Origin of the sequence: Vallitalea pronyensis, assembly GCF_018141445.1 — a bacterium.
In the GTDB taxonomy this organism is placed as follows: Bacteria; Bacillota; Clostridia; order Lachnospirales; family Vallitaleaceae; genus Vallitalea; species Vallitalea pronyensis.
In genome coordinates this window covers 1,797,141-1,823,045 of record NZ_CP058649.1, presented here as the reverse complement: position 1 = coordinate 1,823,045, position 25,905 = coordinate 1,797,141, and the positions used below count along the sequence as shown (strand labels likewise).

The window sequence follows — 25,905 nt, the reverse complement described above, 5'->3', positions numbered from 1 at the left end:
GGTACCTCCTCTATTCTATCCTTTAACCGATCCTGCCGTGATTCCTTTTACAATATGTTTTTGAAAAATCAAGTAAAAGATAACCAGTGGTAACGATGTCATGAGCAAGCCTGCAAGCACACTTGTCCAATCGGCTTCATATTTACCAAAAAATTTATTAGCGGACAGAATGAGCGTGTAATTTTTCGAGTTGGTAATCATCAAAAGGGGCAGTAAAAAATCATTCCATATCCATAAGACATCTAGTATGGCAATGGTTGCAGTAATGGGCTTAAGCAATGGGAATATAATGTGCCAGTAGACACGAAAGGGGCCACATCCATCGATAACTGCTGCTTCTTCTAATTCCATGGGTATAGTTTTCACAAAACCGCTGTATAGAAAGATAGCCATGTTTACGCCTAAACCAATATAAATGGTAACGGTTCCTAATAGGCTGCCTTTTACTCCTAGGTTAATGGCTGTACGTGTTAGTGAAATCATAATCGAATGGAATGGAATCAACATGGAAGCTACAAACAGCAGGTAAAAGAACCTTGCCGCTGGCAATTTACTTGTGGTTATTTTGTAAGCTGCCATGGAGCTGGTGATGACAATCCCAATGACCGATAAGGAAGCAATGATAAACGTATTAAAAGTGGTCCTCAAAAAGTCAAGCTTTCTAAAAGCAGTAATGAAATTATGAAAGCTCAGTACCTGGGGCAGTGACAAAATAGACCTAGCCATTTCCCCATCTGTTTTGAAAGCATTGATAACAGCTATATAGATAGGAAAAAGGAAAAATACGGACATGATTAAAAGCATAAACACTTGCACGCTGTTGACTACATTTTTTTTCATCATACCTTAATCTCCTTCCTCCTAGTAAATTTCAGCTGTATAAGGGTTATGACAAGGACAAAAAGGAACAGAATAATCGCTTTTGCATTGGCATAGCCATAACGATAATAACTGGAAAATGCTTCTTCATACACATTAAGAGACATGACCTGTGTGGACCTGCCAGGACCTCCTCCAGTTAAACCGTAAATCTGATCAAAGGCTTTAAAAGAATTATTGAGCATTAAGAACAGATTGATACTTACAGCATGCATAATCATGGGTAACGTTACTTTAAAAAATACCTGTAACCCACTAGCACCATCTACTTTAGCCGCTTCTTTATATTCAGCTGGCACACCTTGAAGCGCTGCAATATAAATCACCATCACATACCCTACACTGGTCCACAAGGACATCATCACAATAGCCCAAAAAGAAAAATTAGGGTTACCAAGCCAAGGCTGATCCAAAAATCCCAGTAGGTTATGACGGGCAAGCTCCCCTAAAACTTTTCTGAATATAAACTGCCAAATATACGCTCCAATGATAAAACTGATCATATTGGGCAGAAAAAATATGGTACGAAACATGTTCTTGGTCTTGATGCGCTTATCAATGAAAACTGCCAATAGAAGACCGATGACATTGGTCAGCGTGACCATAACAACCACATATTTTATGGTAAACTTCATGGAATCCAAAAAATATTTATCCCTTGTTAAGGCATCAACAAAATTCTTTAACCCCACAAACTGATAGTCAGGGTTCAAACCATTCCAATCTGTAAAGCTATAGGACATACCCATGATTACTGGAACGACCATAAAAAGGGCATAAAATATCAGAGAAGGCAGCAGAAAGAGCAGCAACACCTTCCATTCTTTTCTCTTATTTTTCTTAATCATAACGACTCTCCTTGAGGGACATCTTACGTAATGGTTATCTACCCCGCTTTCCATTATTGGTTAATTTCATTAAACATCTTCCAAGCTTCATCCAATGCCATGATGACATCTTCTTGGGTAGCAATACCTGCATAGTAGGATTGCAACACTTTACCTGCTTCATCCTTAACGGCAGGAGGAATGCTTGCATCCACATAAGATTTTCCTTGTTCCACATAGGCAATGGCCTCATTAACCCAAGGATAGATCTCAAAGGCATGGATGGATGATAAGGGATTAAACTGAGTTGCTGTAAAGAAATCCGTGGATGTGTCAGGATTAAGAAAATAAGCCACTAAATCTTTTGCAACTTCTTTGTTTTTACTCAAGGCATTCACCGCAAGTGATGTGGAAACAGATGCATTAATCATGGACGCATCGGCATTATCATTCACAGGCAGGGGCGCTACACCTATATTAAAATCAGGATCGGATTCCAGAATGGTGGATGAAAACCAAGGTCCTTGAACCCACATGCCATAATCACCCGATGCAAATTCCGCACAACCATCTGTACCACCAATTTCCAGTCCATCTGTATTGGCATTTTCATGGACCAAATCAATGATATGAAACATGTCTTGAATATCAGAAAAAGAAGCCTGATCTGCGTTCATTTGCTCTACAAAATCCGTGTTGCTTGTGTTAGAGAAAGCACCTACTGTTAAGGATAAGAAAAGTTGTGGAATCCATGCTTCATTGTAAGAGGCCAAAAACGGCATTTTACCTGCTGCTTTTATAGCCTCTATGTTACTTTTCATATCAGTCATGGTTAAAGCAGGTTGAAGTCCCAACTCATCAAATAGATCTTTATTATAGAGTATACCCCATGATAAACTTTCCAGTGGAAGAGCTATTACCTTATCATTGACCATTACTGCTTCTCGCGCACTATCGTATAAACCTTCTACCCATGCTTCACCGGATAAATCTTCTAGATAACCCGCTTTATCGTATTGTGCTTTATCATTAATGGCATGAATATTAAATATATCTAGGTCATCACTGGTTGATAGTCTTGTTTTCAAAATTTCACCTGCTGTATCTGCACTTGGCATTTCTAACTCATACGTAACCTTTATGCCTTTCTCCGCTTCATACTTTTCCACAAAAGCATCTAAATAGGTTTCATATTGCTCTCTAAAGCGTGGTTGAGCAATTAATAAGTTTAACTTTACCTTTTCAGGCTTGCTCTCGTTAGAACTGCCACCACCATTGGTATCTTCCTGAGACGTTTTTCCTGCACACCCTGTTACAACCAATATAACAAGCATGATACCTACTATCAGTTTTTTCATTGATTGTCCTCCTTATATTCCTAAATGTCGTATTTAAGATAATGTATCTTATGGTTACATTATAATGACTTGGAAAGGGATAATCATTCAAACATATTAATGTATGGGACTGTAAAATATTAATCTTCACATCTATGACTTATATTCACCCGGTGTACAGCCATAATATTTCTTAAAGACTTTATAAAAATAGGTAGCCTCTTTATACCCCAGCTGTTTTGCAATTTCTTTATGAGGTACGTCTATATGCAATAACTGGGCCGCTGCTTCCATTTTTAATTTCAGAATATATTTACCTAAGGTTACCCCATACTTGCTTTTAAAGGCATGGCTCAAATATTCTTTGCTGACAAAGAAACGCCCTGCAATACCACTGAGGCTTATATCTTCTCTATATGCTTCATCCACATAGTTTTTCACCAATTCCACAACATGTTTTTGACTGTTCATAATTAACTGTTTACGGTAGGCAATACCTTGCTTTATTAAGGTTTCAATCTCCCCCATGTATGACATAATACCACTACCTTTTTCTACATAACGTTTAAGGCTATCAAATAGCTCTTCTGTTGGTTTGTGGTGTTGTAAAACATCCATCATTTCTTCTCGAATAGCAGATAGTAAATAATCATGAAGCAGTCGTATAATAAATAATTCTTCTTCATCCATAGCACATAATTCATGGGTAAGTCTCTTGATCCATGAGGTCACTAACTGATCATCCGTTCCACTTAATAGAGGTCTTAATGTCTTAACTTGATCAATAATCTGTTCTAAGTTTTGCTGACTAATAAGGTCATAAAGAGCCCGTACAGGGGTATCATGCTCATGACTTAACGCCTGAACACAACGTATTAATGCATTGTTTAATTCAACTGGGTCCACTGGCTTTAATATATATTCAAAGACTTTTGAGCGTATGGCCTGTTTCATATAGTCAAAATCATCATAGCCACTGATTACAATAATTTTGAAAGCTTTATCGGACGCTTCAAGGGTTTGTAACAAAGCCACCCCATCCATATTGGGCATCTGCATATCTGTGATGACAATATCAGGCATTTTTTCTTCAATGAGTTTAAGACCTTGTAATCCATCATCTGCATGCCCTACAATTTCAATGCCGTAAGCTTGCCACTTCCCAAAATTGAGAATAATTTTTCGTGCCCATTTTTCATCATCTATAATCACCGCTTTTAACATCCTGCAACTCCCTTTCCTTTGATAGCATTCCCATTGACATAGTAACACACGTTCCCCATTCTTGGTTACTTTCAATGCATAGCCCATATTCTTTTCCAAAATAGAGTTTAATGCGAGCCTCAATATTTTTCAATCCTAGATTTTCTGAATGACCAAAGATCGTACCTGTTTCACTTCTTAAGTCTCCTCTTATTTGCAGTAATCTATCTTGCTGTATACCTTGTCCATTATCCCTTATTTCAACCATTAGTTTTTCTTCCCTTTGATATACCTTGATACCAATCTGCCATTCTTGTTCTGTCTTCTTAAAACCATACTTAAAGGAGTTCTCTACCATAGGCTGGATAGATAGTTTGGGAATCAAACAGGAATAAAGCGCTTGATCTACATCATAATGAACCGTTAGTTTTTTATCAAAACGTTTATCTTGTATTTGAAGGTAATGGCGTACATTTTCTAATTCTTGTTCCATTGTCACCATTTCTTCTGTCAGCTGCATATTATATCGAAGCATCTTGCTAAAAGCACCAATCACATCATAGATTTCCAATACACCTTTATCCACTGCCATTGATCCAATCATCTGAAGGGTGTTGTACATAAAATGTGGATTGATTTGAGCTTGTAATGCCATAAGCTGTGCCGATTGCATTTCAATTCTCTGTTTGTATTCCTCATCAATAAGATTCCTAATCTTTTGCATCATAAACAGATAACTTTGCTCCAGCACTTTAATTTCATCATGGGTCTTCACAATACTTTTGGGTATGGTATCTCCTTTTAGAATCACCTCTACATTTTGCATGGACTGTGTTAGGGAACGTACAGGTTTGGTCAACTTCACGCCGATGAATAAGGTTAGCAGAATAATTAAAAATCCCGTAATAAAAATAATATCCAATTGGGATTGAAAGGTTTTGAGATAGAAATTATGAGCAACACGGACAGGAATGGTTTTAATGACATACAGGTCATCTAATACTTCTTGAAAAAAAACATAATCATCATCCAATATGAATCGACTGCCTTCATCTAATCCTTTTACGTGATGCATTATTCTTTTCACTTGATAATCATCATATTGTTTTTCTACATATGGGAAAATAACCTGTCCTTCTCCATTACAAAAAAAGATTTTATTTCCTTCATCCGCATCTAAGAGCTCCACTGCTTTCTCAAACAGATTCCAATTTAACTTGACCACCAATGCACCGATGATACTTTGGTCTTCAAAACGCTTATATATTTTGGTGACATATGGTCCATCAAGTCTGTTCCTTCCTTTAGCATCTTGTAAATAGAACATTTGACCATGTTGATTAAAAAAAGGATTTTGATACAATTCGTCATCGCTTATATCTTCAGCAAGGAAATTTTCTTCATGAGATACCATAAAAACCAGCTGACTCTCAAATGTATAAAATTGCACTTCTGTGAAATCTCTATAATTCGCATATAAAAATGCATTAAGCTTGGTCATAAAAAAAGCATTACTTTTTGCCTGCCAGCTTTCACTTAGTTTTAGCTTAGAAATGTAATATTTGATATTGCTATCAAAATAAAAGGCCGTCATGGATTCTTTAATACGATTGGAATCTTCATAAAACTCCTTGTCTACCCATTCCAATTTTATATCATTCTGCCGAAAAATCTCTTTTTCCATAACATCTTTTGAATGATGGCTGAACCTTACCGTAGCCATAACAAGAGGAGCAATTGCAAGAATTGTTGTCAGTATCAAAAATTTCATACGGATACTGCGTGTTAACGGTGTCAATAGATGTTTTTTTACGAAATACTTTATCTTCATATACCATAACCTCACATCTTCTGTCTTATGCATATTATCCATTATGCCATGCATTATCTATAGTATACTATTTTACGTAAAAAAGCACCATCTTTGGCTATAACTTTCTTAGTCACTGAGCAGTTGGTGTCTAAGGGTACGTCTTCAGATTGTGCAATCAATGCCTTATTTCCCCATTTACACATTGCCAAAATTAGCCATATAGACTAAAATATAAGGGTATAAAATCTATTCCGAAAATCGGATTGAAGGAAGGCGTTTATGATGCGTAAAATACTCATCACCTATATGACCAAAACCAATACAACAAAAGAAGTCGGAGAAGCGATTGCTAAGATTCTTACTGAAAATAACCTAACTGTAGACCTATTACCTATGAGCGACGTAACCAACATGGACATGTATGATGGTATCATTGTCGGAGGGCCTATCAATGGTATGCGATGGGTGCCAGAAGCAACATCATTCATTAAAGAAAATCAACAGGTGTTAAGTCAAAAGAAAACGGCTCTTTATTTTGTTGCTTATCTATTACATGATGGAAGAAAAATATGGAAAAAAGCCATTAAGTCTAGTTTAAACGCATCGAAGAAGCTCATAAACACATCCAAAACAGGTATGTTTGGAGGTAAAATAGAAGACATTTTCCCAGGCATTGCAAGATTTATGTTTGGGGTTAAAAAGAATGCACCATTAGAAACGATAAAATGGGATAACGTTCGCAGATGGGGTGAGGAATTAGCTGATTATTTTGGTAGTAACTGAGAAGCCAAGACGATTTATTTGTTATTAATGGATATTAATAATTATACTCTTTTATGGCTTGCCTTTTCAATTTATGCAACTAAAAAAGGGCTTCTCACACTCATATCTATGAAGAGATAGCCCCTTTTATTAAATTTTTATCTATACACACATATTCATCATAAGTTCTATTAACCCATCTTTAACTTGCTCATCTTGAAACAAATCACAGATTAAGATTGTCATCTCTTTATATTTTAACTTTTTACCAACCAATAAATCTTGAAACTTTAAAAATGGTTCATCCAGTAGTGCATCTGTACTGATCATGCAATTTACAATGATGCCGTTTTTTATGGCCATTTCAATGGAGAAGTGGCCCCATGAAAAGCTTTTTTCGTGTTTTACAGTTGCTTTGGGACTTTCTGCAAAGGTCCAGTCCCAATCGTTATACTTGACCACATAGGGTGCTAGCATTTGGCTAGTAGGCATTTGGTGATGACTTAGTATCCCATTATATGTCTGGTCAAAGGCTCGTACCAATTGGTCCTTTAGATTCGCTACTGTAATTGTGGGGTTAAAAGCTTTTAAGTTGGTAACCCTTGAACGAACGGAATCAATCCCTTTACTCTGTAATTTCAATGTGGGTGGTGTCAAATATAAGCTCAGTTCATCTAATTTGGCATCCACTAAAAGTGTTCCATGATGGCAGCTTACATGGTCTTGATGCATAAAGGCATTCCCTGAAAATTTCATTTGGTTCACGGTTAAATCATTTCTACCTGTATGACAACCGTTAATACCATATTCTTTTAAAGCCCTTAGAATCACAAGAAACTGTTTTTTTTCATCATAATGTTTTTTATGGGCTATAAAGGTAAAGTTCAAATTATTAAGATCGTGAAAAACAGCACCTCCACCGGATTTTCGTCTTATGAGATGGATATGATCATCTTTCATACGCTTCATGTGACATTCTTTTAATGGGTTTTGATGCTTTCCAATAACGACTGTCTTTTCGTTCTGCCAGAGGTACATGATGACCTCATTTTCTTTGCATGTAGCCATCAAATATTCTTCGGCAGCAAGATTCACAGCTGGGTCAAAACCATTGGCCATATAAACAGTTTTATAGAGCTTATCCAAAGTGTATACCTCGATCATCAGCCATAAGGAGTGCTTCATGAATACTTTCTCCTAAAGTAGGATGGGCGTAGACAACTTTCAACGCTTCTTCAACTGTTACCTTGTCTTGTATTAGTTGGGTAATGGTTGCAATTAAATCGGTGCTGTGAGCGCCTACGATAGCACCACCAAGAAGTCTTTTGTCTTCTTCAGCTACAATTAATTTAACAAAGCCTTCTGGTTCATTCATGGCAATGGCTTTACCACAGGCAAAAAAGGGAAATTTGACAACGTTAACGGATTGTTCTTTTTCTTGGGCTTCTTTTTCACTGAGTCCAACCGTTCCCACTTCTGGCATGGTAAAGATAGCACTAGGAATCACATCATAGTGCATCTCATGTGCCATCCCTGCAATATGTTCTGCTGCAATCATACCTTGATGGGATGCTACATGGGCTAATTGAATTTTATTGGTGATATCCCCAATGGCATATATATCGTCATTGGATGTTCTCATGAATGGGTCAATGTCGATACCACTACCTTTTTCATTTAACCGCACACCTAGCTTGTCATAATCCAAACTTTCCAAATTCGCTCTTCGCCCAACTGCCATTAACACTTTATCGGAGCTAATGAGATAGCTTTTATCGTTGATATCAATTTCTGTTATCATTTTATCATTCATGGTTTTACGAATACCCATGGCTTTTGCACCATCATATATATGGATGCCTTTTTCAATAGCAGATTGACGTACCACATCACTAACATCATGATCAAGGCAAGCCAATATGCTGGGAAGATACTCCACAACACTTACTTCAACACCTAATGCATTCATAATAAAAGCTATTTCCATACCAATGATACCCCCACCTATGATGGTGATGGATGTTGGAATCTCTTCAAGTTCCAGTACTTCCTTACTTGTAAGGACTTCACATAAATCACTGCCAGGAATAGGAATTCTAATGGGTACTGCACCTGTTGCAATGATCATTTTCTGGTAATGAATGGTGGCGTCCAGTTGTTTTGTTTTCACACCTATTGTCTGATCATCTTTTACATGTGCTTCACCGTGGATGACCCGAATATGGTTATTATCCATTAAACCTTGTATACCCGACACCAGCTGCTTAACCACATCATTCTTTCTTCCCATGACTTTGTTAATGTTTATCGTAACGTCTGGCACATCAAAACCATAGTGGCTTGATTCTTTAATATGCCCTAGCACACTTACACTCTGTACCAAAGCCTTTGTGGGTATACAGCCATAGTTCAGGCATGTACCGCCTAATTTGTCTTTTTCAATAAGCACCACTTTCTTCCCAAGTTGTGCGGCTCTTATTGCTGCAACATATCCTCCAGGACCTCCACCAATAATCAGTACATCACATGCTATCTTTTCTTTGGCTGGTGTATGAATACCAAAGGAATAGGCTTGTTTTTTAGGTGCTTTTGCTGTAGATGCTTCTTGCTTACATTGATTTTCATCACCCTGTATATGGCCGACAACTTGATTTTTCTTAACGGTGTCCCCTTCATCAACATCAAGAGACTCCAAGACGCCTGTATACTTGGATGTGTACTTCATGGTTCCTTTACCTGATTCAATGGTAAAGAGCACGTCGCCTTTAGCAATGTCATCGCCAGCTTGTTTATATATTTTTCCGATAACACCTTGCTGTTCGTGACCCGAAAGTTTATCAATTTTTAGTTCTATGCTCATTGTCTTCAACTCCCTAGTCTGTTCAATTACTTAAAATCCCCTTCAAACTCATCAATGCTCTCTTTTAATAATGTAACGGAATAAGCCATAGAAGGTCCACCACCAAATGCAACAGCTACCATAGCACTTTCAATAATTTCTTGCCTTGTTGCTCCTGCTTCAAGAGCTTTATAGGTATGATAAACAATACAGTATTCACATCTGTTATAACAACCAATAGCTACACTGATGAGCTCTTTTGTTTTTAAATCAACTGCTCCTGGTTCATAGGCTGCACCAAGTAACCCCATAAATGCATTGACTGCTTCTTCATTTGTTTCACCCAAAGTACCTAAACCACCTACAAAATCATTTAACATTTCTCTTACATTATGCATTAAAAAGTCCTCCTTTAATAAAATAATTTTATTTGCTGTACATATATTTGTTATGCATATATTTGCTTATGCAATCATTAGTATAACAAACATCCTCTGTTAAATCAATAACAATCTTCTATTTCTATACTAAATTCCAAGACTTTCATATAAGAGCATAAAAAAATAAGTAATAGGTCTATTACTTATTTTTTGGATCGTTCATCTTGCATAATATTATCAAACATCTTCTGCTGCACTTTTTGGAAGATATATAGTTCATCAGGGTCAATATCTTTAATCAATAACTGACTAAAATCATCACCTATTGGTAGAAGCTTAGCAATCAATTCTTCTCCTTCTTGGGTTAAAACCACTTTCATGACTCTTCTATCCTCATTACTTCTAACACGGCTCACCCAATGCTCACGTTCCAATCGGTCAATTAATCGCATGGCGCTGGAATCATTAATTTCCATAAGCATGGATAATTCTCTTTGAGATTGTGGTCCTCTCGTATAAATAAAATAGAGAGCAATCCACTGTATTCTCGTAATATTATCTTTTTCCAACCATCTGCCAAATGCTTCTGAAATTTTCTTTGTTCGATTACTGGAAATATAATTCACACATTTATTTAGATCAAAAGGCATAATGAACCTCACTTCAGGATTTTTTATCAGTATAACAGATTTTGCTTAACACAGCAAGAGAATCCGTTATACTGCTAACGTCTGTAATCCATTATACTTCTAACACTTTTTCAATAAATATCATGCATAAACCATAAGGCAGAACCCTTTTTTATCGTTATACATCTATTATTTTTGCTTAACAGGTATCTGAATCTCAACCCTACCATAATCTTTTTGTTCATCCCAAACCATATATTTCTCATTGGTTGGCAGATTCTGTTTTACGTAATTACTATTGGGTAAAAATTCCTCTAAGATCCTGTCCCATGTGTTCACTAAAACAGTTATAACGGTTTTTTGATTAATTCATTGTTGACGTGGGGTTTACACCATGTTCTATACTCACTATGGCATCTGGTATCTTATAATAATTTTATGTTGGAGGTTCTTATGAAAATTTTTAAAAATGAAAACAATGATGTACGTGTTGGATGGAAAATAGTGATGTTATTAGCTGGTTCAATTATTGGTTCTTTAGTTGTAAGTTTAATCTTTACATTACTTATTGGAGATGTTACAGAAAATGATATAATGACGCATATTCTCTTTATCTTTCAAAAAATTGTTACTATATGTGTTGTTGTTCTTTTGTGGAAGTTGCTTGATAAAAAAGATTTAAAAGGATTGGGTTTACCAAAAATAAATACTTACGCTATGGAACTCATTAAGGGCTTATTGTTTGGAGCAGGGGCAATTTTGTTAGTATTTTTTATCCTTATCATGACAAACCAGCTTAAGCTTAATCATACTATTCGTGATTTAAATTTTAGTTGGTTAATGCTTTGGAATCTAGCTAGTATGTGTTTTGTTGGTTTCACAGAAGAACTTTTTTCAAGAGGGTATTTAATGAGTATTTTAAGAAAATCAAGTGTTTTAATCATTTTCTTAGTACCAAATTTATTATTTTCAATACTGCATGCACTTAACCCTAATATAACATTACTATCATTTATTAATATCTCATTAGTTGGTATTCTTTTATCTTACATGTTTTGGGTAAGGGGTAATCTATGGATGCCCATTGGCTTTCACATAACATGGAACTTCTTTCAAGGTAGCATTTTAGGATTTTCAGTAAGTGGCACTGATACGCCCAGTATACTATCAACGAGACTATTAAAAGAAAATCTTTTTAATGGAGGAGCTTTCGGACCAGAAGGTGGATTTGTTACAACGATAGTCGTACTATTATGTGCATTCGTTATATTCTTAGTTAGAAATAATAAAAATAGTGTAGGGTTTAAGTTCAATGAAACGTATATGAATACCACCAACGACAAGAGGCATTAACATACTTTAGACTTTCACATTCCATCATACAAGAAGTGAATTCCACCATCTTTTGATTTAATGATAAGATCATTAAATAGCAGATGGTGTTTTTTTACCTATTAAGCTATGTGCAAAGACTTTATCTCCTTCTATAAAGAAATCCTCATACTTTCCATACTTTTCAGCCGGAGGCAACAAGTCTGAATTGTACGAAGCTATCATTTCGAACCCTAATTCAGATAACTGATTGGTAATATACTTTATTGTATATTTGTGTCTACAATCTGGTGGAATGACAGGATGAGCTTTAGCGTATTTTTCAAATATTAGATAGTTGCCAATAATGGTCACATCATCCTTAAGCAGATACTTTAGATCACTCAGTAAAAAATTATCTTGGTACTCTTTTTTTGCATCAAACATAAAATTGGATGTACCTACAATATCAATGATATAATCGATGGATTTTTCTTTCAATGGTATATCATGAAACTCAGAGCTTATAAAAAGTAATTTCTTTTTAACATCATCGTGTTCAATGATTTCTTTTAGTACGATATTCAACTCATTATTATAATCCACACAAATATAGGTTGTATCCTCAGGTATTAAATCGTATATCGCTCTTAAAAAAATACCTGCTCCACTTCCTAACTCTAAGATGGTTTTACCTTTCATGTTATCAAAGTTAATTTGACTCTTGCACCATTCAAAACCTTGATATATTCTTTCAAAGTATTCTGCTGGTATCTGTTTCACATACTCAGCAAACAGAAATTTATAATTTACATCTGTCATTGAATTTAGCAAAGATGATTTCTGATACGTGATGACAATGCCATTTTGTATCTCTAGAGATTCCTCACAGCTGTTGCATTCTAGATTCCCAGTTATCATGTTATTGTCAATTATTTCTATGCTATTTGGCGATAAATTACTTTTACATAAAGGACATGCAAGTAGATGCATTGTGCTGATAGGCAGACCTATTACTCGCTGATTACTTGTTGTACTTGCATTAATCTCTCTTAATTTATACTCTAGCTTCTGGTGTGCTGTTTTTAATTGAATGATTTTCTTTTCAGTTTCGTTCATTTTATTCATAATCAAGTCATTATAAAATTGCTCTTTTTGCATTGGTTTTAAACGACATAAACGTTTATAGAATTGAAATGATCGAATTTCCTGTAATGAAAATCCTAATTCTTTCAATTCTAAAACGATTTGCATGTCCAAATAACAGTCCCTATCAAAATGATAATACCCGCCATCTTTTACAGGTAGTATCAATCCTGTATCCATATAATGCCTGACAGTATCTACTGTTACATGACATATTTTTGAAAATTGTCCTATTCGCATAATTGACTCCTTTTATGTCCATCAATTTTGTCTTTCGCCATTATCATGAATACCTTCACGGTCATCCACTCTAAAAAACGCTCAATAATCAAATGCTATACTGGAAAAACATTTCCCAGTATAGCAAACAATTAAATGCATAAAATCCTCTATTTACCTTTTGCCAATATATCCTTAATCATCTCTAAATTCTCGGTCAAATCACTTAACACCATCACTGCTTGACCCATCTTATCATCACCTTTTACCAGCTTGTTTTTCACAAATATCTTCTTGATATCATCCCATCGCTTTTGTTCATCGCAATCGATGCAACCCACAATTTCTTTCCACTTAAGCATATTGGCTTCTGCTCCAGTTGTCAGTGTTTGAGAGTCGTTTTCATAGCTTGCTAGTACCCGTTGGGACAATTCTTCTTCATTCATGATGGCAACAATCTTTTCTGCAATCTTATTCATGTTTCGATAAGAACCTTGTAGTTTAAAAGGTGGTTCATTACGATAGGCGTCTGCTTGAGCTGCGGAATAGATGTATTCCATGTTGACTTTTAATACCACATCCCTTATGACGAATAGCTTCTCAATGACAGCAATGTATTCACTAAGCTCGTCCATGGAATAGGTGCCTTCTAAGTTAACACTTTCTCTCTCCGCCCCATTAGCCATGTCAATAAGACCGTAGAGATCCTTTTGACTTCTGCCAGCTAATTTACTGAGTACAGGATTAGAGGTTAAGCTGTTCTCAATATAGCTCAGTTTGAAAGCTTCTTCATTCTCCCTGAGCATATCTCCTAGATTATAGACATCAGCCCGGTTGGAAAGCATATCGGGTATCTTGAACTTTTCGCCACTTTCTGTATAGGGGTTACCTGCCATGACAACAGCAACCTTCTTGCCTCTTAAGTCATACGTCTGTCCGATACCGTTATAGACCCCTTCAATCTTACGCTGACCATCACATAAGGAGATGAATTTCTGTAAGAATTCTGGGTGACAGTGCTGAATATCATCCACATAGATCATCACATTGTTACCCATCTTAAGGGCCAGATTAAGCTTCTTTAATTCATCACGGGCACTGGTGTTATTGGCCTTAGCTGGGTCTAAAGATGTGACTTCATTCCCTAGAGAAGGACCGTTCACTTTCACGAGAATGATACCCAGTCTGCTGGCAATATACTCCATTAACGTGGTTTTACCATAACCTGGTGGTGAAACCAGTAACAACATCCCCATCAAATCGGTACGTTTGTCCTCACTTACCACACCAATTTGTTTCGCAAGATTATCGCCAACTAATGGCAGGTAAACTTTATCTATGAGCTTATTCCGAACAAATGACGACAATACCTTGGGTTTAAAATCATCCAGATGAAGAGCATCCCCCATCTGTTTAATAAGCATTTTCTTCATCTCTTGGAAAGTGGTATAATCCTGAACAATCACTTCACGATAATGCTTTAGTTTATACATGAATTTGGTATAGGCTAATGTATAGGTGCCACCATCAATAACGCCATGGGTACCTACCAATCCCTTAATGGTTGTTTTGGCATCAACACTCATCACTCTGCCTGAACCGGCCTTATTTTCGATTAATAGCACAATGACTTCATCCAATATACCCGGTAGTTCTTCTTCATCTAAAGCTTCAAAAACGTTGATTGTCCCAATAGCATCCTCTGAATCTTGAGGTTTATGACCTGTTATATCCAATCGATAAGCATTTATCCATTCTTTCATCAAGTAAAAAAGCCCTTCAGCATCTTCATGACTGTTTTTTATAGATAGCGCGAATGTATCCTGAGCGTCTTTATCCTGCAAATAACCTATAAAGCCTTCATACACCTTTTTAGCTTCCCTGCTGACAATAAAATCTTCACCTTGCATAATCTCCATGCAAAGGTATTCCGCAGCAGCAGGGATATATTGGTTATCAAAAAAAGTAACATCCTGATAACATCCTTGAAGCTTCTCAATGATGTAAGGTACATAGCTCTGTAGATTAGGTGATGCCTTAAAGTACAGACCTACCTTAGCCAGTTCTTTTAACCGAAGCATGAGTAAATCCTTCGTATCTTTATCTGCTAAATGATGCCAGAATAATCGGGCTAAAGCTCTGGCTTCATTACTATAGGTCAATAAATCAATATTCTGGTGGAGATCAAGTAATGCCTTTAATATCTTGGCTCCATCTTGGTCATGTACCCCTTTGGTGTATCCCTCTTGATAGCGAGGTTCCATGAACTTCTGAATGACTTCAACTAATTGCGTTTCAGTCCTGCCATATAAGACATCTAAGCTTTCAAGCTCGAGCTGGCGTGCTCCTTCAAAAACCAGATACGCTAGGTACTCAGCTCGATACACATCCCTGTTCTCCGATACCACACTCTGTGAAAAAACGTGCTGATAGTTGTCTATATCTTCATGAACCACCTTATCCCAGAAATCTGTTCCTGTTATATGGTAATACAAGCCATCGTCTTTTTGTACAATGGATAAATCAATGGCTTTTGTATTCACCGAGAAGTGATGTTGACCTAATTTGATGACATTCTCACCACTTACATACAGCTCTTGCTTGTCCTTTAACTGTCGGATGGCGTCTTCTCTTAGCCGTTTTAACCTGGAGCTGATTTCATCTGCTTTAACCGTGTCGCCTAGCTCTCTTAGCTTAGAGATCACATCCCTAACCTTCTCAGCCATGATATCTGTTGCAAGGTAACCGTTAATGGCTTCTACGGAATCAAAGCTCGTTAGCCTGTTGGTTATACCACTCATAATACGTTCAGATGAATTAAATAAAGCAGTCATACGCTTATTTAACTTATCAAGTAGGGCTTGTTTTTTACTTTCAAAAGCATTATAAAGCTCTTCTCTTTTTTCAGTAAGCTGTAAGACATAATCATCAAATTCAGCAAACTTGCCTTCAAGTTCCTGTATCTGTACCATAACCTTATTCAGATATTGGTCACATTTTTCTACGGTGTCTGAGACATCGAGGTAATTGACAACCGCTTGACTGAGCAGTTTCATTTGTGAATTAAACTGTGTGGTCATTTCGCTCTTTGTGAATTCTTCTACCCTTGCTTTTAACCTTGCCTTAGCGTTATTCAATAGGGAGAATAAAGAGGAAATTTTTTCAATGATAGCCGTTGTCATGGTAGGGTCTTCTATTTTAAAGTTACCCACAATATCAATTAGAAGTTCTAAATCAGCAGATGTGTTATCCATTTTCTCAGCCAATTCTTTACCTTCTTTTGATTTATTCACTTTCTGGATGGTATCTTGCAGCTCCTGCACTTTATCAGCGTAAGGCTTAAGACCTTCTGGTTCGATTAAAAACGTCACACATTTTTTAGAGAAATCTTCATTTTTTTCTTTTACGCGGCTGTCTAATGAATCAACAATGGCCAGGTCTGTGTATCTTAGATCCCTTAAGGATACAATCTTACCACGGAGGTTTCGTATATCCGCTAATACCCGCACATATTCATCCACCGTGTCAAAGGTACCATACTCCAATTTTTTTAAGAGTTCTTCCGCTGTGCCTGATACATCCGTTATCTGCTTTTTGGTGGCATTCTTAATACGGGTCACTTTTTCAAATTCACCAATAGCAAAAGCAGAGGACTCTTTGATGTTTTGAAGGACTTCTTTTAAGTTATAGGTTTCTGCTTTATCTAGCCAAAAATACGCATCCATTATTTGTTCAGCTTCTTTTACGATGTCCACATAGATACTCTGATAACCTTCACCTTTTTGAATGAGTTTGTATACCACCTTACAATCCGCCATACAGTTGACGATATCCTTATTACCAATTTTAAATAAGATGGAATCGTTGTCACCTGCACTGACATAGTTCTTGCCCACATAAGGTGTTTGCCATATCTGAATCATATGATTTTTTCGTGGTTCATCTTCATGCTTGAACACGATCATTTCACCATTATTGAAATGGGAGTAACCGCTGCAAACAATGGGTGTATCAATGGTTTGCTCAATGATATTGTACGAATAGATCAGGTAAATGCCACTATCCATGTTATAGAAGATGTATTGATAATCTTCACCATTCGATGAACTGATTACTTGATCAAAAACACAGTTTTCAGCAGGTACATCGAATATTTTATATTCGCCATTTTGCAGGTAATAGCCTTTTGGGAAAATAAGTCCATGGTTACCTGGTAGAAGTCTGCATGTATCTTTAATGGAATCAATGCGTACAACACGCTTTAATTTGTCGTTAAAAATAAAATATCGGTCATGGTTTTCTTTGTAGGGCCGAATCTTTAAAATGATAATCTGACCCAGGTCCACATAAGCTATATCTGCATCATCAAGGTTCTGGTCTTTATCTTCCACATCTTCTGAATAGATTCCCTTACCTACAGCGGTATTATCCTCAACCTTAATGGTCAAGTCGCCACCTATGGTTTCAACAAAGACCTTATCCAGAATGGATACATGGGGATGGACACCACTGCGTTGATCATCACGTGTAACTTTCACAAAATCAAAGGCATTCTTATCTGTGAACTTCACTTCATGTTCACTTCGGCAATCCACATAGGTAAGCTTACCGCCTTCAATCAACCACTTAAAAACTTTAATATCCGTAGCATGCTTGCCTGTTTGAAAAATCATATAAAAGTAAGGTTCCGTTATGGTAAACTTTGCAAAAAAGGTGTGCTTATAATACTTATACAGCTCATCAAAATCTTTTAAGAACTGCTCGTCATTAATGAGATGAAGTGCCTGCTTTTGAAAAGCATGATCCTTATAATGATAGATAGAAAATACGTCACTCAGTTCAACCTTGGATTTCAGACCCATGTGCACATTGTACCCAAAGATGAAAGAGTCATCTACTGGTGCCATATCTCTGGGTATACAATTGTGCTCAGTGATCATACGTTCACTGCCAAGAAGCTTGGTATCAATTGAACCAAAGACTTCTTTTCTCACAGCGTTCAGCTTTTCAGTACGTGCCTTCAAGTCATTACCATGTTTTACAAGACGATTTTTAATTACTTCATATGTGCCATTTTCCATGGCTTTATTCTTATTTTTTGTGTTTAACCCTTTATCATCTCTAACATCCAATATTATCTACCTCATTTACGTGTATCCATCATTTTTGCTGGTAAATTAGCAACCCCTGCTTTATTCACTGTTTCTAATAGGTTACCTAACATGGTCTTATCTGCTCCATCAGCATGCTTCATCATTTTATTGACTGCACCAGCTATGGATAAGTTTTTCAAATCTTCTGATGTGATGTTAAATCTGCCTATTAACTCTTGTAATTGTTTCTTAAAGTACTCAGGGTCACCTGTAATAAATGTTTCTTTAATATCCGTGAGTACGTCACTGTTATCCACTAGACGGTCATAGGATTTACCTTGAGCAATAGAACCGATAATCTTATCAAAGAACATGGTTTCCCCACCAACAATATCAATCTTAGCGGATTTAAGGGCTTCACGAATTACAGAAGCTTGTGAGTCAGCAATCTCTTTCTGAATATTGATGTTAGCCAATTCAATTTCTTTTTCTTTTTCAAGTTTAAGTTTGAATTCCTCATGGCCTCTACCCACTTCATCTAATGCCTTCATGCTGGTCGCTTTCTCTTTGATACCTTCTGCTTCAGCCATGTATTTTTTCTTTAAGATATCTGCTTCTACCGTTCCTTCTTTTTCTTTTACTTCAACGCGAGCTGTATCTCCTTTTGCTTGTGCTAGCGCTTTTGCTTCGATAACGTTTGCCTGAGCGATTCCACTTGTTGCTTCTTCTTTCACTTTAGCGTCAACAATCACTTTGATGGATTCTGCTTCTTTTTGGGACGCTTTCAACTTAGCATCTGCATCAATGACGGTTTTCTCTGCTATTTTTTCTGCTGCTTGCTTGGAAGCATCTGCTGTTTTCACCTTAATAATAAGGTCTTTTTCTGCTTGTTCTTCTGCCTTTTTAATGGCTACTGTTTTATAACGCTCTGCCTCTGCAATGGCACGTGTATCTTTTATTTTTTCTTCTTCAACAACAGTGTCTTTCTCTACGGCTACTCTTTCCCTGATAACCCCTTGAATATTTTTCTTTTCCACTTCTAGATTCTTCTCTTTTTCAATAACAGCCAATTCAACCAGTTTTTCTTTTTCTGTTCGTTCCAGTAATCTTTTTCGATCCACTCTTTCTGTTTCAACAGCTTCTGTACTTTCTTTGGCTTTTAATGCAACGATAACTTGTCTCTCTTTATTCTGCTCTGCTACTTCAATTTCTTCATCGGTTTTAACCCTTGCCATCTCTGACTTAAATCGTTCTTCTTGAGCCACTTTTTCTGCTTCTGCTGTTTCTCGAGAATTGATAATGGCAATTTCTCTTTTTTGCTTGGCTTCTGCTTCTGCATTTTGTTTTTCAAGCTCAAGGATGGCTTCTCTGGCAGATACATCTTGTTTCTTAATGGTTTTCTGCTTGTCTCTTTCTATTTGATTCGCTAGAATACGCTGTTCTGAGGTCAATTCTGTAATTTTCTTAATACCCTCTGAATCTAATATATTGCTGCTATTAAGTAGGGCAACATCCGTCTGCTCCAAATAATCAATGGCCGCATCATCCATCACATAACCATTGAGGTCTGTACCGATAATCTGAAGAATCTCTTCTTTAAAGGTTTCTCTTTCGGTATAGAGCTGAACAAAATCAAATTTCTTACCCACTGTTTTTAGGGCTTCTGAAAATTTGGCGTCAAAAAATTCCATTAAGGTTGTACGGTCCGATGCCTTCTGACAGCCTAATAATTGAGCTACTTTTAATACATCTTCCCGTGTTTGATTGACACGAACGAAGAATGCAACCCTGATATCTGCTCTTAGATTATCTTTACAGATCAAACCGTCTTTACCTTCCCTGGCTATTTCAACACGTTTCACTGAAATATCCATGATCTCGTATCGGTGTATAATAGGTACGACAAAAATACCACCAAAGGATACGATGGGGCCGCCAACACCATTTCTTACGATAACTTTCCCTTGTTCCACCTTATGATAGAACCTAGAGAATAAAGCCAATAACCCTATAATGATGACAACAACTGCTCCTATACTCACCAACATAACTTGTGTTGCATGATCCATTGTATTCACTCCTTAATTTTTATTATATAATATACATTTTTTTCCTCATCTTTTCTGCTAACGAATGCAACCTCATCTTTATTAAAGGACTCTCCATCAAATTCTGACTTGACATTAATGACGATTGACGCGCCATCCCTCTTAATTTTTGCCTGACCTAAACGTCCATTGTTCACGTTGCAGGTCAGCGTGCATAGTTCTTCTATGACCCCATTTCCTCTCTCATCTTGCATGTTGCTATACTTAAATATACCTTTTAGTGGCATGGTCACAAACTTCGTTATCATCATACTCACACCGATGGCTGGTATAAACAATAAGCCATTAAGTAAACCTCCTACAGGTACAGGTATATAATACATAAACATAGCTAACATCCAGAAAATCAAAACCAACAGGCTAAAAACTAACATAAAGGGCAATTCCGCCACATTAAGAAACGCTAATATCCCATAGAATGGACCCTGTTCAGCACCGTCTAAGTCTAAGTCAATGTCTAAAAAGTCAAAATCAAGTGCACCAATAATAGCAATAATCCAGTATAACAATACTAATCCTAATAACACAGTAGGTATAACATTTACACCTGTAAAAGCATATTTTAGCAACTCTAACATAACACCCCCCCTAACTCTAGAGCAAAGCGACTACGTGGCGCCTTGCGAAGCAAGCTGTTTGTTCAATTCAAAAAATTGAAAAATATGTATCAGCAAAAATAAACAACAATAATATATATATATTATATATTTAATTTTATTACTAACTCTGTGCTTCGTCAATACATATTCATGCGTTGAAACATGACGGAACATGTAATCTTTGCTATGAATTGCATCCAATTATGGCATGCAAATAGTTGGATGCTGAACACCTCTAATTGCGATAAGCCTTAGGTGATTTTCCTGTATGTTTCTTAAAGGTATTGGAGAAATAAAACGCATCACAAAAGCCTAACTGTTCTGCGATATCTTTCACTTTCATGCTTGGTTCCGTTGTGAGCAGCATAGCGGCTATCCCTATTTTCACCTTCATGGCATAGCTGGCAACACTTGATCCAGTCTGTCGTTTAAAAGCTTTAATGTACGCACTGCGACTCATATTTGCCATATCTGCCAATGTATCTATTTTATAATTCATATGATAGTTTCTCTCTAAGCACTCTATGGAATAGAGCAGCCCCTGCTGGTGTTTAACGGCGCCTTTCTTATAAAAGCCAGCAATTTCAATGAGAATTTGCTTCAATAATACCTCCGCCTTTAACATGTTCATGTCATCATGGGAAGAAGATAAGTATAAAAGCTCATTAAACATATAATAGATGGTGCTATGTCCATTCATATCATAGATAAATGGAAGGTGTATGTTTCGTTCTAATGCTGATGCCAGCCTTTTATCGACAATATGTTCCCTCATATGACGGGTTGTAAATTGAATATTAATGGCCTTGGTCGTTTTTAGGTGGCGATAGGATGTATACGGTTCATTTGCACATGAAAACATCATATAGCCATCCCCAATATGCTTTTCCTTACCTCGTATCATAACGTGCCTGTCTGCTTCAATAAAATATTGAAGCAAATGTAATTTAGGTGTAAATAGGAAGGGCTTATCCACATGATCTTCAGGCTTTCTGTTTACAAATACTGCTCCGTTTATCTGTACCCTATCATCAATAGCATATTGAATTGTAGGCATAGAACACCTCCATTCCCCTCAATCATTATACCATAACATCTCTTTTCCTCAATCAATTTTAACACCATTCCACATGTTTCTAAATATTTACTCATTCTATTCTGCTATTCATGTGTGATAATATAGCGTAAAAGCAGATAATAAAGCAGACGGAGGTTATTATGAAAAAAAAACCAAATGTAATGGTTATCTTAACGGATGATCAAGGCTATGGGGATTTAAGTAGAACTGGAAACACCAATCTTGCAACACCTCATATTGATGCACTTGCAGAAGAAGGGGCTGTTTTAAATAACTTCTTTGTTCAGCCACTCTGCGCCCCAACCCGTTCTGAATTTTTGACAGGCAGATACTATAGTCGAACGGGTGTGAGGGGTGTAACGAGGCGAGCTGAACGAATTAATCTGGATGAAAAAACCATTGGGGACCTATTCTTAGAGAATGGCTATAAGACAGGGTGTTTTGGCAAATGGCACAGCGGACTGCAATACCCTTATCATCCTAATGGACGGGGATTCGAAGAATTTATCGGTTATTGCTGTGGGCATTGGAGTCATTATTTTGATAGTACCATTGAGCATAATGGGAAAGAATATCAATCAGAAGGTTATCTGACAGATGCCCTTACCGATGGGGCTATTGATTTTATTAAGCAAAATAAAGACCATCCCTTCTTTTGCTATATACCGTTGAACACACCTCATTCACCGTTTCAAGTGCCTGACAAGTATTTTAATCGATTCACCAATGAAAATGTCAAACTTAGAGCAGATGAACCTGAACGGGAAGACTTATTACGTACCCGCTCTGTACTTGCCATGTGTGAGAACATTGACTGGAATGTTGGCCGTCTTCTGCAAACCCTTGATGACCTAAAGCTGATGGAAGACACCATCATTGTCTATTTTTCCGATAATGGCCCCAATACCGTTAGGTGGAATGGCGGTATGCAGGGTATCAAAGGTGATGTGGAAGAAGGTGGTGTAAAAAGTCCATGTTCCATTACTTGGAAAAATCATATTCCAAAAGGGTTATCCATTGATGAAATAGCTGGTGCCATTGACTTATTACCTACTTTAACCAGCCTAACGGCAACCCCTCTAACAACCCACAAGCCTTTGGATGGGTTTGACATAACACCCTTACTTTTTGGTAAAAAAGAGTTGTATCCTAATCGTTTAATATTCGCTAAAAAAGTCACGTCTACCCATGAACAATCCATCATAAGTGTAAGGTCTAACACCTTTCGAGCAGGTGGTCGTCTTAAAGGCTTATATGACATGACAAAGGATATAGGGCAACATCAAGATATATCCCAAGAACACCCTGATACATTTGCCACTTTAACCCGTGCAATCAATGACTTTGACAACAGTCTTCCAAAAGAAGTGTCTGATCCATCCATTCCAGTAGGGTATGAAGCCTTTCCATACACGGATTTACCCGCACAAGATGCTGATCTAAAAGGTAAGCTTACATGGAGTTCTATCCACCCTAATGCATCCTATATTGTTCATTGGCGTGACATAAAAGATACCTTATCATGGGCTATTGATGTACAGCAAGCAGGTCATTATCTAGTGGAACTGAAATATACCTGTGAAAAAAGCAGCATTGGTACAGCGCTCCAATTAACCTTTGGTGATCATACCCTTCAGGGTAGGTTATTAGAAAGCTATGAATCTGAAATAAAAGACCAAGAGGACCGTGTTATGCGAGAAGAATCTTATGACAAAGCATTCTATACCATGGTTCTTGGCTCCATCTATCTTCCCCATGTAAAAGGTTTGTTAACCCTTCAAGCCACATCCATGACCGGTAACCATGTCTGTGATTTGAGAGGTATTCGCTTGGTGTTGCAATCAAATAACGCCATCCTATAGTTATCTTATGATTACATTTAGCAGATAATCTTGACCAATATAGCAGTCAATATTGACCCTATGTTTAAGTGTCACTTCCATTATGCTACACTCAACGTATGACGACTGAAGGAGGTCATGATAATGGAAAAAAAATGGTGGCACAAAAGTGTTATATACCAAATATACCCCCGATCATTCAAGGATACCACAGGTTCAGGTACTGGTGATCTACGTGGTATCATTACCAAACTGGATTACTTAAAAAAACTTGGTGTTGATATCATCTGGTTAAGTCCAGTGTATGCATCACCCATGGATGATAATGGTTATGATATCCGTGATTATTATGCTATTGATTCTCTTTTTGGAACCATGGAAGATATGGAGTGCCTTATTCATGAAGGTAAAAAAAGAGGCATTTATTTAATGATGGACCTTGTGGTCAATCATACTTCCGATGAACATCCATGGTTTCTGGAATCAAAAAGCAGCCTAGACAACCCAAAACGAGACTGGTATATATGGCGTTCTCCTAAAGAAGATGGCTCCCCACCCAATAATTGGGGTTCTTATTTTACGCGATCTGCTTGGGAATACAACGATACCACAGGTGAATATTATTTGCATCTATTCAGCAAAAAACAGCCGGACCTGAATTGGGCTAATGAAGACGTTCGACAAGCAGTTTATGACATGATGCACTGGTGGCTTCAAAAAGGTATTCGAGGTTTTAGAATGGATGTCATTAATATGATTGGAAAACCCATTGACTTTCGTGATGCTTCCATCATGGATGAAGGCGTTCCTGGATGGGAGTACTGGGCTAATAATAGCCGCACACATGAGTATTTAAGAGAAATGCATGATCAAGTGCTGCAACATTATGACATTGTAACCGTTGGTGAAACACCTTATGTGACACCAAGAGAAGGAAAATTTTATTCCCACCCCCATCGTAAGGAATTGGATATGATCTTCCAATTTGAGCACATGAACCTTGATAAGTCAACCATGCTATCTGCTAAAAAACCTCTTGATCTAATTGCATTAAAATCTGTTCTAAGCAAATGGCAAAATGAACTTCATCTAAAGGGGTGGAATTCCAATTATTGGAGCAATCACGATCAAGCAAGGACAGTTTCCAGATTTGGCAACGAAGGCCCCTATCGGATAGAAAGTGCTAAGATGCTGGGTACTTTATTGCACTTTATGCCAGGAACACCCTATGTCTATCAAGGTGAGGAAATTGGTTTTACCAATACCTATTATGACACCATTGAGGACTACAATGACCTTATGGATCATCATAAGTATGATGTGATGGTTCACGATTATAAGCTCACTGGACAAGAAGCATTAAAGCGCATCCAACCCTTTTCACGTGATAATGGCCGTGTTCCCATGTGTTGGGACAGCAGTGAAGGTGGTGGTTTCACCAAAGGCAGCCCTTGGCTCAAACTTAATCCCCATTACCAAGCCATCAATGTGAAGCAGGCACTGGATGATTCCAACTCGGTTTTTTATTATTATCAACAACTGATTCAATTAAGAAAAGACAGTGTGTATTCCCCTATAATCGTCTATGGTGATTACACACTCATCATGCCCGAACATGATACCATCTTTGCTTACATCAGACAATACCAAGAGCAGAGGCTACTTATTCTCACCAATTTTTCTGAATCTGAAACACAACTATGCCTTCCCTATAGGGCTAGCCAAGTTGTCATTAGTAATGATAACATAACCCAAATACCAGACCTATCCCATTTAACCATGAAGCCTTATGAAGCACTTGTTGTAGTCATCTAAGTCTTATCTGCTCGTAAAAACCCCCT

The 25,905-nt window shown here is 37.1% G+C and carries 19 protein-coding genes; 4 read left to right on the top strand and 15 right to left on the bottom strand.

Going from position 1 to position 25,905, the window contains the following annotated elements; all coding sequences use genetic code 11:
* Positions 1-15: 15 nt before the first annotated feature.
* The 5 genes from HZI73_RS07585 to HZI73_RS07565 form a co-directional block, all read right to left on the bottom strand.
* Complete coding sequence (locus HZI73_RS07585) at positions 16-843, bottom strand: carbohydrate ABC transporter permease (RefSeq protein WP_212697649.1); 828 nt, start codon at positions 841-843, stop codon at positions 16-18.
* Positions 840-1,727: a carbohydrate ABC transporter permease gene (locus tag HZI73_RS07580; protein ID WP_212697648.1), complete on the bottom strand. Its 888-nt coding sequence runs from the start codon at positions 1,725-1,727 to the stop codon at positions 840-842. Before HZI73_RS07580 ends, HZI73_RS07585 begins: the two co-directional genes overlap by 4 nt.
* A gap of 53 nt (positions 1,728-1,780) precedes the next feature.
* Positions 1,781-3,064 (bottom strand): ABC transporter substrate-binding protein, encoded by a 1,284-nt coding sequence (locus HZI73_RS07575; RefSeq protein WP_212697647.1) that lies wholly within the window; start codon positions 3,062-3,064, stop codon positions 1,781-1,783.
* A 132-nt stretch (positions 3,065-3,196) separates the two neighbouring features.
* Positions 3,197-4,267, bottom strand: a complete 1,071-nt coding sequence (locus HZI73_RS07570) for a response regulator transcription factor (protein WP_212697646.1) — start codon at positions 4,265-4,267, stop codon at positions 3,197-3,199.
* Positions 4,242-6,077, bottom strand: coding sequence for a sensor histidine kinase (locus HZI73_RS07565; protein WP_212697645.1), 1,836 nt, complete (start codon positions 6,075-6,077; stop codon positions 4,242-4,244). The genes HZI73_RS07570 and HZI73_RS07565 overlap by 26 nt, the downstream gene beginning before the upstream one ends.
* A gap of 261 nt (positions 6,078-6,338) precedes the next feature.
* Here HZI73_RS07565 and HZI73_RS07560 point away from each other — a divergent pair, with 261 nt between their 5' ends.
* Positions 6,339-6,842 carry a flavodoxin domain-containing protein gene (locus HZI73_RS07560; protein WP_212697644.1) on the top strand — a complete coding sequence of 168 codons (504 nt, stop codon included), beginning with the start codon at positions 6,339-6,341 and terminating at the stop codon, positions 6,840-6,842.
* 141 nt (positions 6,843-6,983) lie between these two features.
* On the opposite strand, the gene HZI73_RS07555 is transcribed toward HZI73_RS07560, so the two are convergent.
* The 5 genes from HZI73_RS07555 to HZI73_RS07535 all read right to left on the bottom strand — a co-directional run bounded on the left by HZI73_RS07555 (position 6,984) and on the right by HZI73_RS07535 (position 11,008).
* The gene (locus HZI73_RS07555) at positions 6,984-8,006 is read right to left on the bottom strand and encodes a lipoate--protein ligase (protein ID WP_212697643.1); all 1,023 of its coding nucleotides are present in this window, start codon (positions 8,004-8,006) and stop codon (positions 6,984-6,986) included.
* The gene (lpdA, locus tag HZI73_RS07550; protein WP_212697642.1) at positions 7,960-9,681 is read right to left on the bottom strand and encodes a dihydrolipoyl dehydrogenase; all 1,722 of its coding nucleotides are present in this window, start codon (positions 9,679-9,681) and stop codon (positions 7,960-7,962) included. The genes HZI73_RS07555 and lpdA overlap by 47 nt, the downstream gene beginning before the upstream one ends.
* Positions 9,682-9,707: 26 nt before the next feature.
* Entirely contained in the window at positions 9,708-10,058 is a 351-nt protein-coding gene (locus HZI73_RS07545; RefSeq protein ID WP_212697641.1) for a carboxymuconolactone decarboxylase family protein, read from the bottom strand.
* A gap of 185 nt (positions 10,059-10,243) precedes the next feature.
* The gene (locus HZI73_RS07540) at positions 10,244-10,690 is read right to left on the bottom strand and encodes a MarR family winged helix-turn-helix transcriptional regulator (RefSeq protein ID WP_212697640.1); all 447 of its coding nucleotides are present in this window, start codon (positions 10,688-10,690) and stop codon (positions 10,244-10,246) included.
* A 168-nt stretch (positions 10,691-10,858) separates the two neighbouring features.
* Positions 10,859-11,008 (bottom strand): GyrI-like domain-containing protein, encoded by a 150-nt coding sequence (locus HZI73_RS07535; RefSeq protein ID WP_212697639.1) that lies wholly within the window; start codon positions 11,006-11,008, stop codon positions 10,859-10,861.
* A 114-nt stretch (positions 11,009-11,122) separates the two neighbouring features.
* Between HZI73_RS07535 and HZI73_RS07530 the strand changes: the two genes are divergently transcribed.
* Positions 11,123-12,022, top strand: coding sequence for a CPBP family intramembrane glutamic endopeptidase (locus HZI73_RS07530; RefSeq protein ID WP_212697638.1), 900 nt, complete (start codon positions 11,123-11,125; stop codon positions 12,020-12,022).
* A 72-nt stretch (positions 12,023-12,094) separates the two neighbouring features.
* Here the strand turns inward: HZI73_RS07530 and HZI73_RS07525 are convergent, their stop codons facing one another.
* The 5 genes from HZI73_RS07525 to HZI73_RS07505 form a co-directional block, all read right to left on the bottom strand.
* Positions 12,095-13,366: a MerR family transcriptional regulator gene (locus HZI73_RS07525; protein WP_212697637.1), complete on the bottom strand. Its 1,272-nt coding sequence runs from the start codon at positions 13,364-13,366 to the stop codon at positions 12,095-12,097.
* A gap of 149 nt (positions 13,367-13,515) precedes the next feature.
* Positions 13,516-18,477, bottom strand: a complete 4,962-nt coding sequence (locus HZI73_RS07520) for a DNA repair ATPase (protein WP_246552388.1) — start codon at positions 18,475-18,477, stop codon at positions 13,516-13,518.
* An 11-nt stretch (positions 18,478-18,488) separates the two neighbouring features.
* Positions 18,489-20,507 carry an SPFH domain-containing protein gene (locus HZI73_RS07515; RefSeq protein WP_212697636.1) on the bottom strand — a complete coding sequence of 673 codons (2,019 nt, stop codon included), beginning with the start codon at positions 20,505-20,507 and terminating at the stop codon, positions 18,489-18,491.
* Between the two features lie 5 nt (positions 20,508-20,512).
* Positions 20,513-21,124, bottom strand: a complete 612-nt coding sequence (locus HZI73_RS07510; protein WP_212697635.1) for a hypothetical protein — start codon at positions 21,122-21,124, stop codon at positions 20,513-20,515.
* A gap of 256 nt (positions 21,125-21,380) precedes the next feature.
* On the bottom strand, positions 21,381-22,202 hold the full coding sequence (locus HZI73_RS07505; protein ID WP_212697634.1) for a helix-turn-helix transcriptional regulator: 822 nt from the start codon (positions 22,200-22,202) through the stop codon (positions 21,381-21,383).
* A gap of 161 nt (positions 22,203-22,363) precedes the next feature.
* On the opposite strand from HZI73_RS07505, the gene HZI73_RS07500 reads away from it, so the two are divergent.
* Together HZI73_RS07500 and HZI73_RS07495 are read left to right on the top strand one after the other, a co-directional pair.
* Positions 22,364-24,085, top strand: coding sequence for an arylsulfatase (locus HZI73_RS07500; RefSeq protein WP_212697633.1), 1,722 nt, complete (start codon positions 22,364-22,366; stop codon positions 24,083-24,085).
* A 123-nt stretch (positions 24,086-24,208) separates the two neighbouring features.
* The gene (locus HZI73_RS07495; RefSeq protein ID WP_212697632.1) at positions 24,209-25,879 is read left to right on the top strand and encodes a glycoside hydrolase family 13 protein; all 1,671 of its coding nucleotides are present in this window, start codon (positions 24,209-24,211) and stop codon (positions 25,877-25,879) included.
* Positions 25,880-25,905: the final 26 nt, after the last annotated feature.

Bases quoted from the DNA above. Each gene is read 5' to 3' on its own strand.
- HZI73_RS07580 (WP_212697648.1), bottom strand. From the start codon at position 1,727: ATGATTAAGAAAAATAAGAGAAAAGAATGGAAGGTGTTGCTGCTCTTT.
- HZI73_RS07570 (WP_212697646.1), bottom strand. From the start codon at position 4,267: ATGTTAAAAGCGGTGATTATAGATGATGAAAAATGGGCACGAAAAATT.
- HZI73_RS07560 (WP_212697644.1), top strand. From the start codon at position 6,339: ATGATGCGTAAAATACTCATCACCTATATGACCAAAACCAATACAACA.
- HZI73_RS07555 (WP_212697643.1), bottom strand. From the start codon at position 8,006: ATGAAGCACTCCTTATGGCTGATGATCGAGGTATACACTTTGGATAAG.
- HZI73_RS07530 (WP_212697638.1), top strand. From the start codon at position 11,123: ATGAAAATTTTTAAAAATGAAAACAATGATGTACGTGTTGGATGGAAA.
- HZI73_RS07545 (WP_212697641.1), bottom strand. From the start codon at position 10,058: ATGCATAATGTAAGAGAAATGTTAAATGATTTTGTAGGTGGTTTAGGT.
- HZI73_RS07510 (WP_212697635.1), bottom strand. From the start codon at position 21,124: ATGTTAGAGTTGCTAAAATATGCTTTTACAGGTGTAAATGTTATACCT.
- HZI73_RS07540 (WP_212697640.1), bottom strand. From the start codon at position 10,690: ATGCCTTTTGATCTAAATAAATGTGTGAATTATATTTCCAGTAATCGA.
- lpdA (WP_212697642.1), bottom strand. From the start codon at position 9,681: ATGAGCATAGAACTAAAAATTGATAAACTTTCGGGTCACGAACAGCAA.
- HZI73_RS07495 (WP_212697632.1), top strand. From the start codon at position 24,209: ATGGAAAAAAAATGGTGGCACAAAAGTGTTATATACCAAATATACCCC.
- HZI73_RS07515 (WP_212697636.1), bottom strand. From the start codon at position 20,507: ATGGATCATGCAACACAAGTTATGTTGGTGAGTATAGGAGCAGTTGTT.
- HZI73_RS07505 (WP_212697634.1), bottom strand. From the start codon at position 22,202: ATGCCTACAATTCAATATGCTATTGATGATAGGGTACAGATAAACGGA.
- HZI73_RS07575 (WP_212697647.1), bottom strand. From the start codon at position 3,064: ATGAAAAAACTGATAGTAGGTATCATGCTTGTTATATTGGTTGTAACA.
- HZI73_RS07565 (WP_212697645.1), bottom strand. From the start codon at position 6,077: ATGAAGATAAAGTATTTCGTAAAAAAACATCTATTGACACCGTTAACA.
- HZI73_RS07500 (WP_212697633.1), top strand. From the start codon at position 22,364: ATGAAAAAAAAACCAAATGTAATGGTTATCTTAACGGATGATCAAGGC.
- HZI73_RS07585 (WP_212697649.1), bottom strand. From the start codon at position 843: ATGATGAAAAAAAATGTAGTCAACAGCGTGCAAGTGTTTATGCTTTTA.
- HZI73_RS07525 (WP_212697637.1), bottom strand. From the start codon at position 13,366: ATGCGAATAGGACAATTTTCAAAAATATGTCATGTAACAGTAGATACT.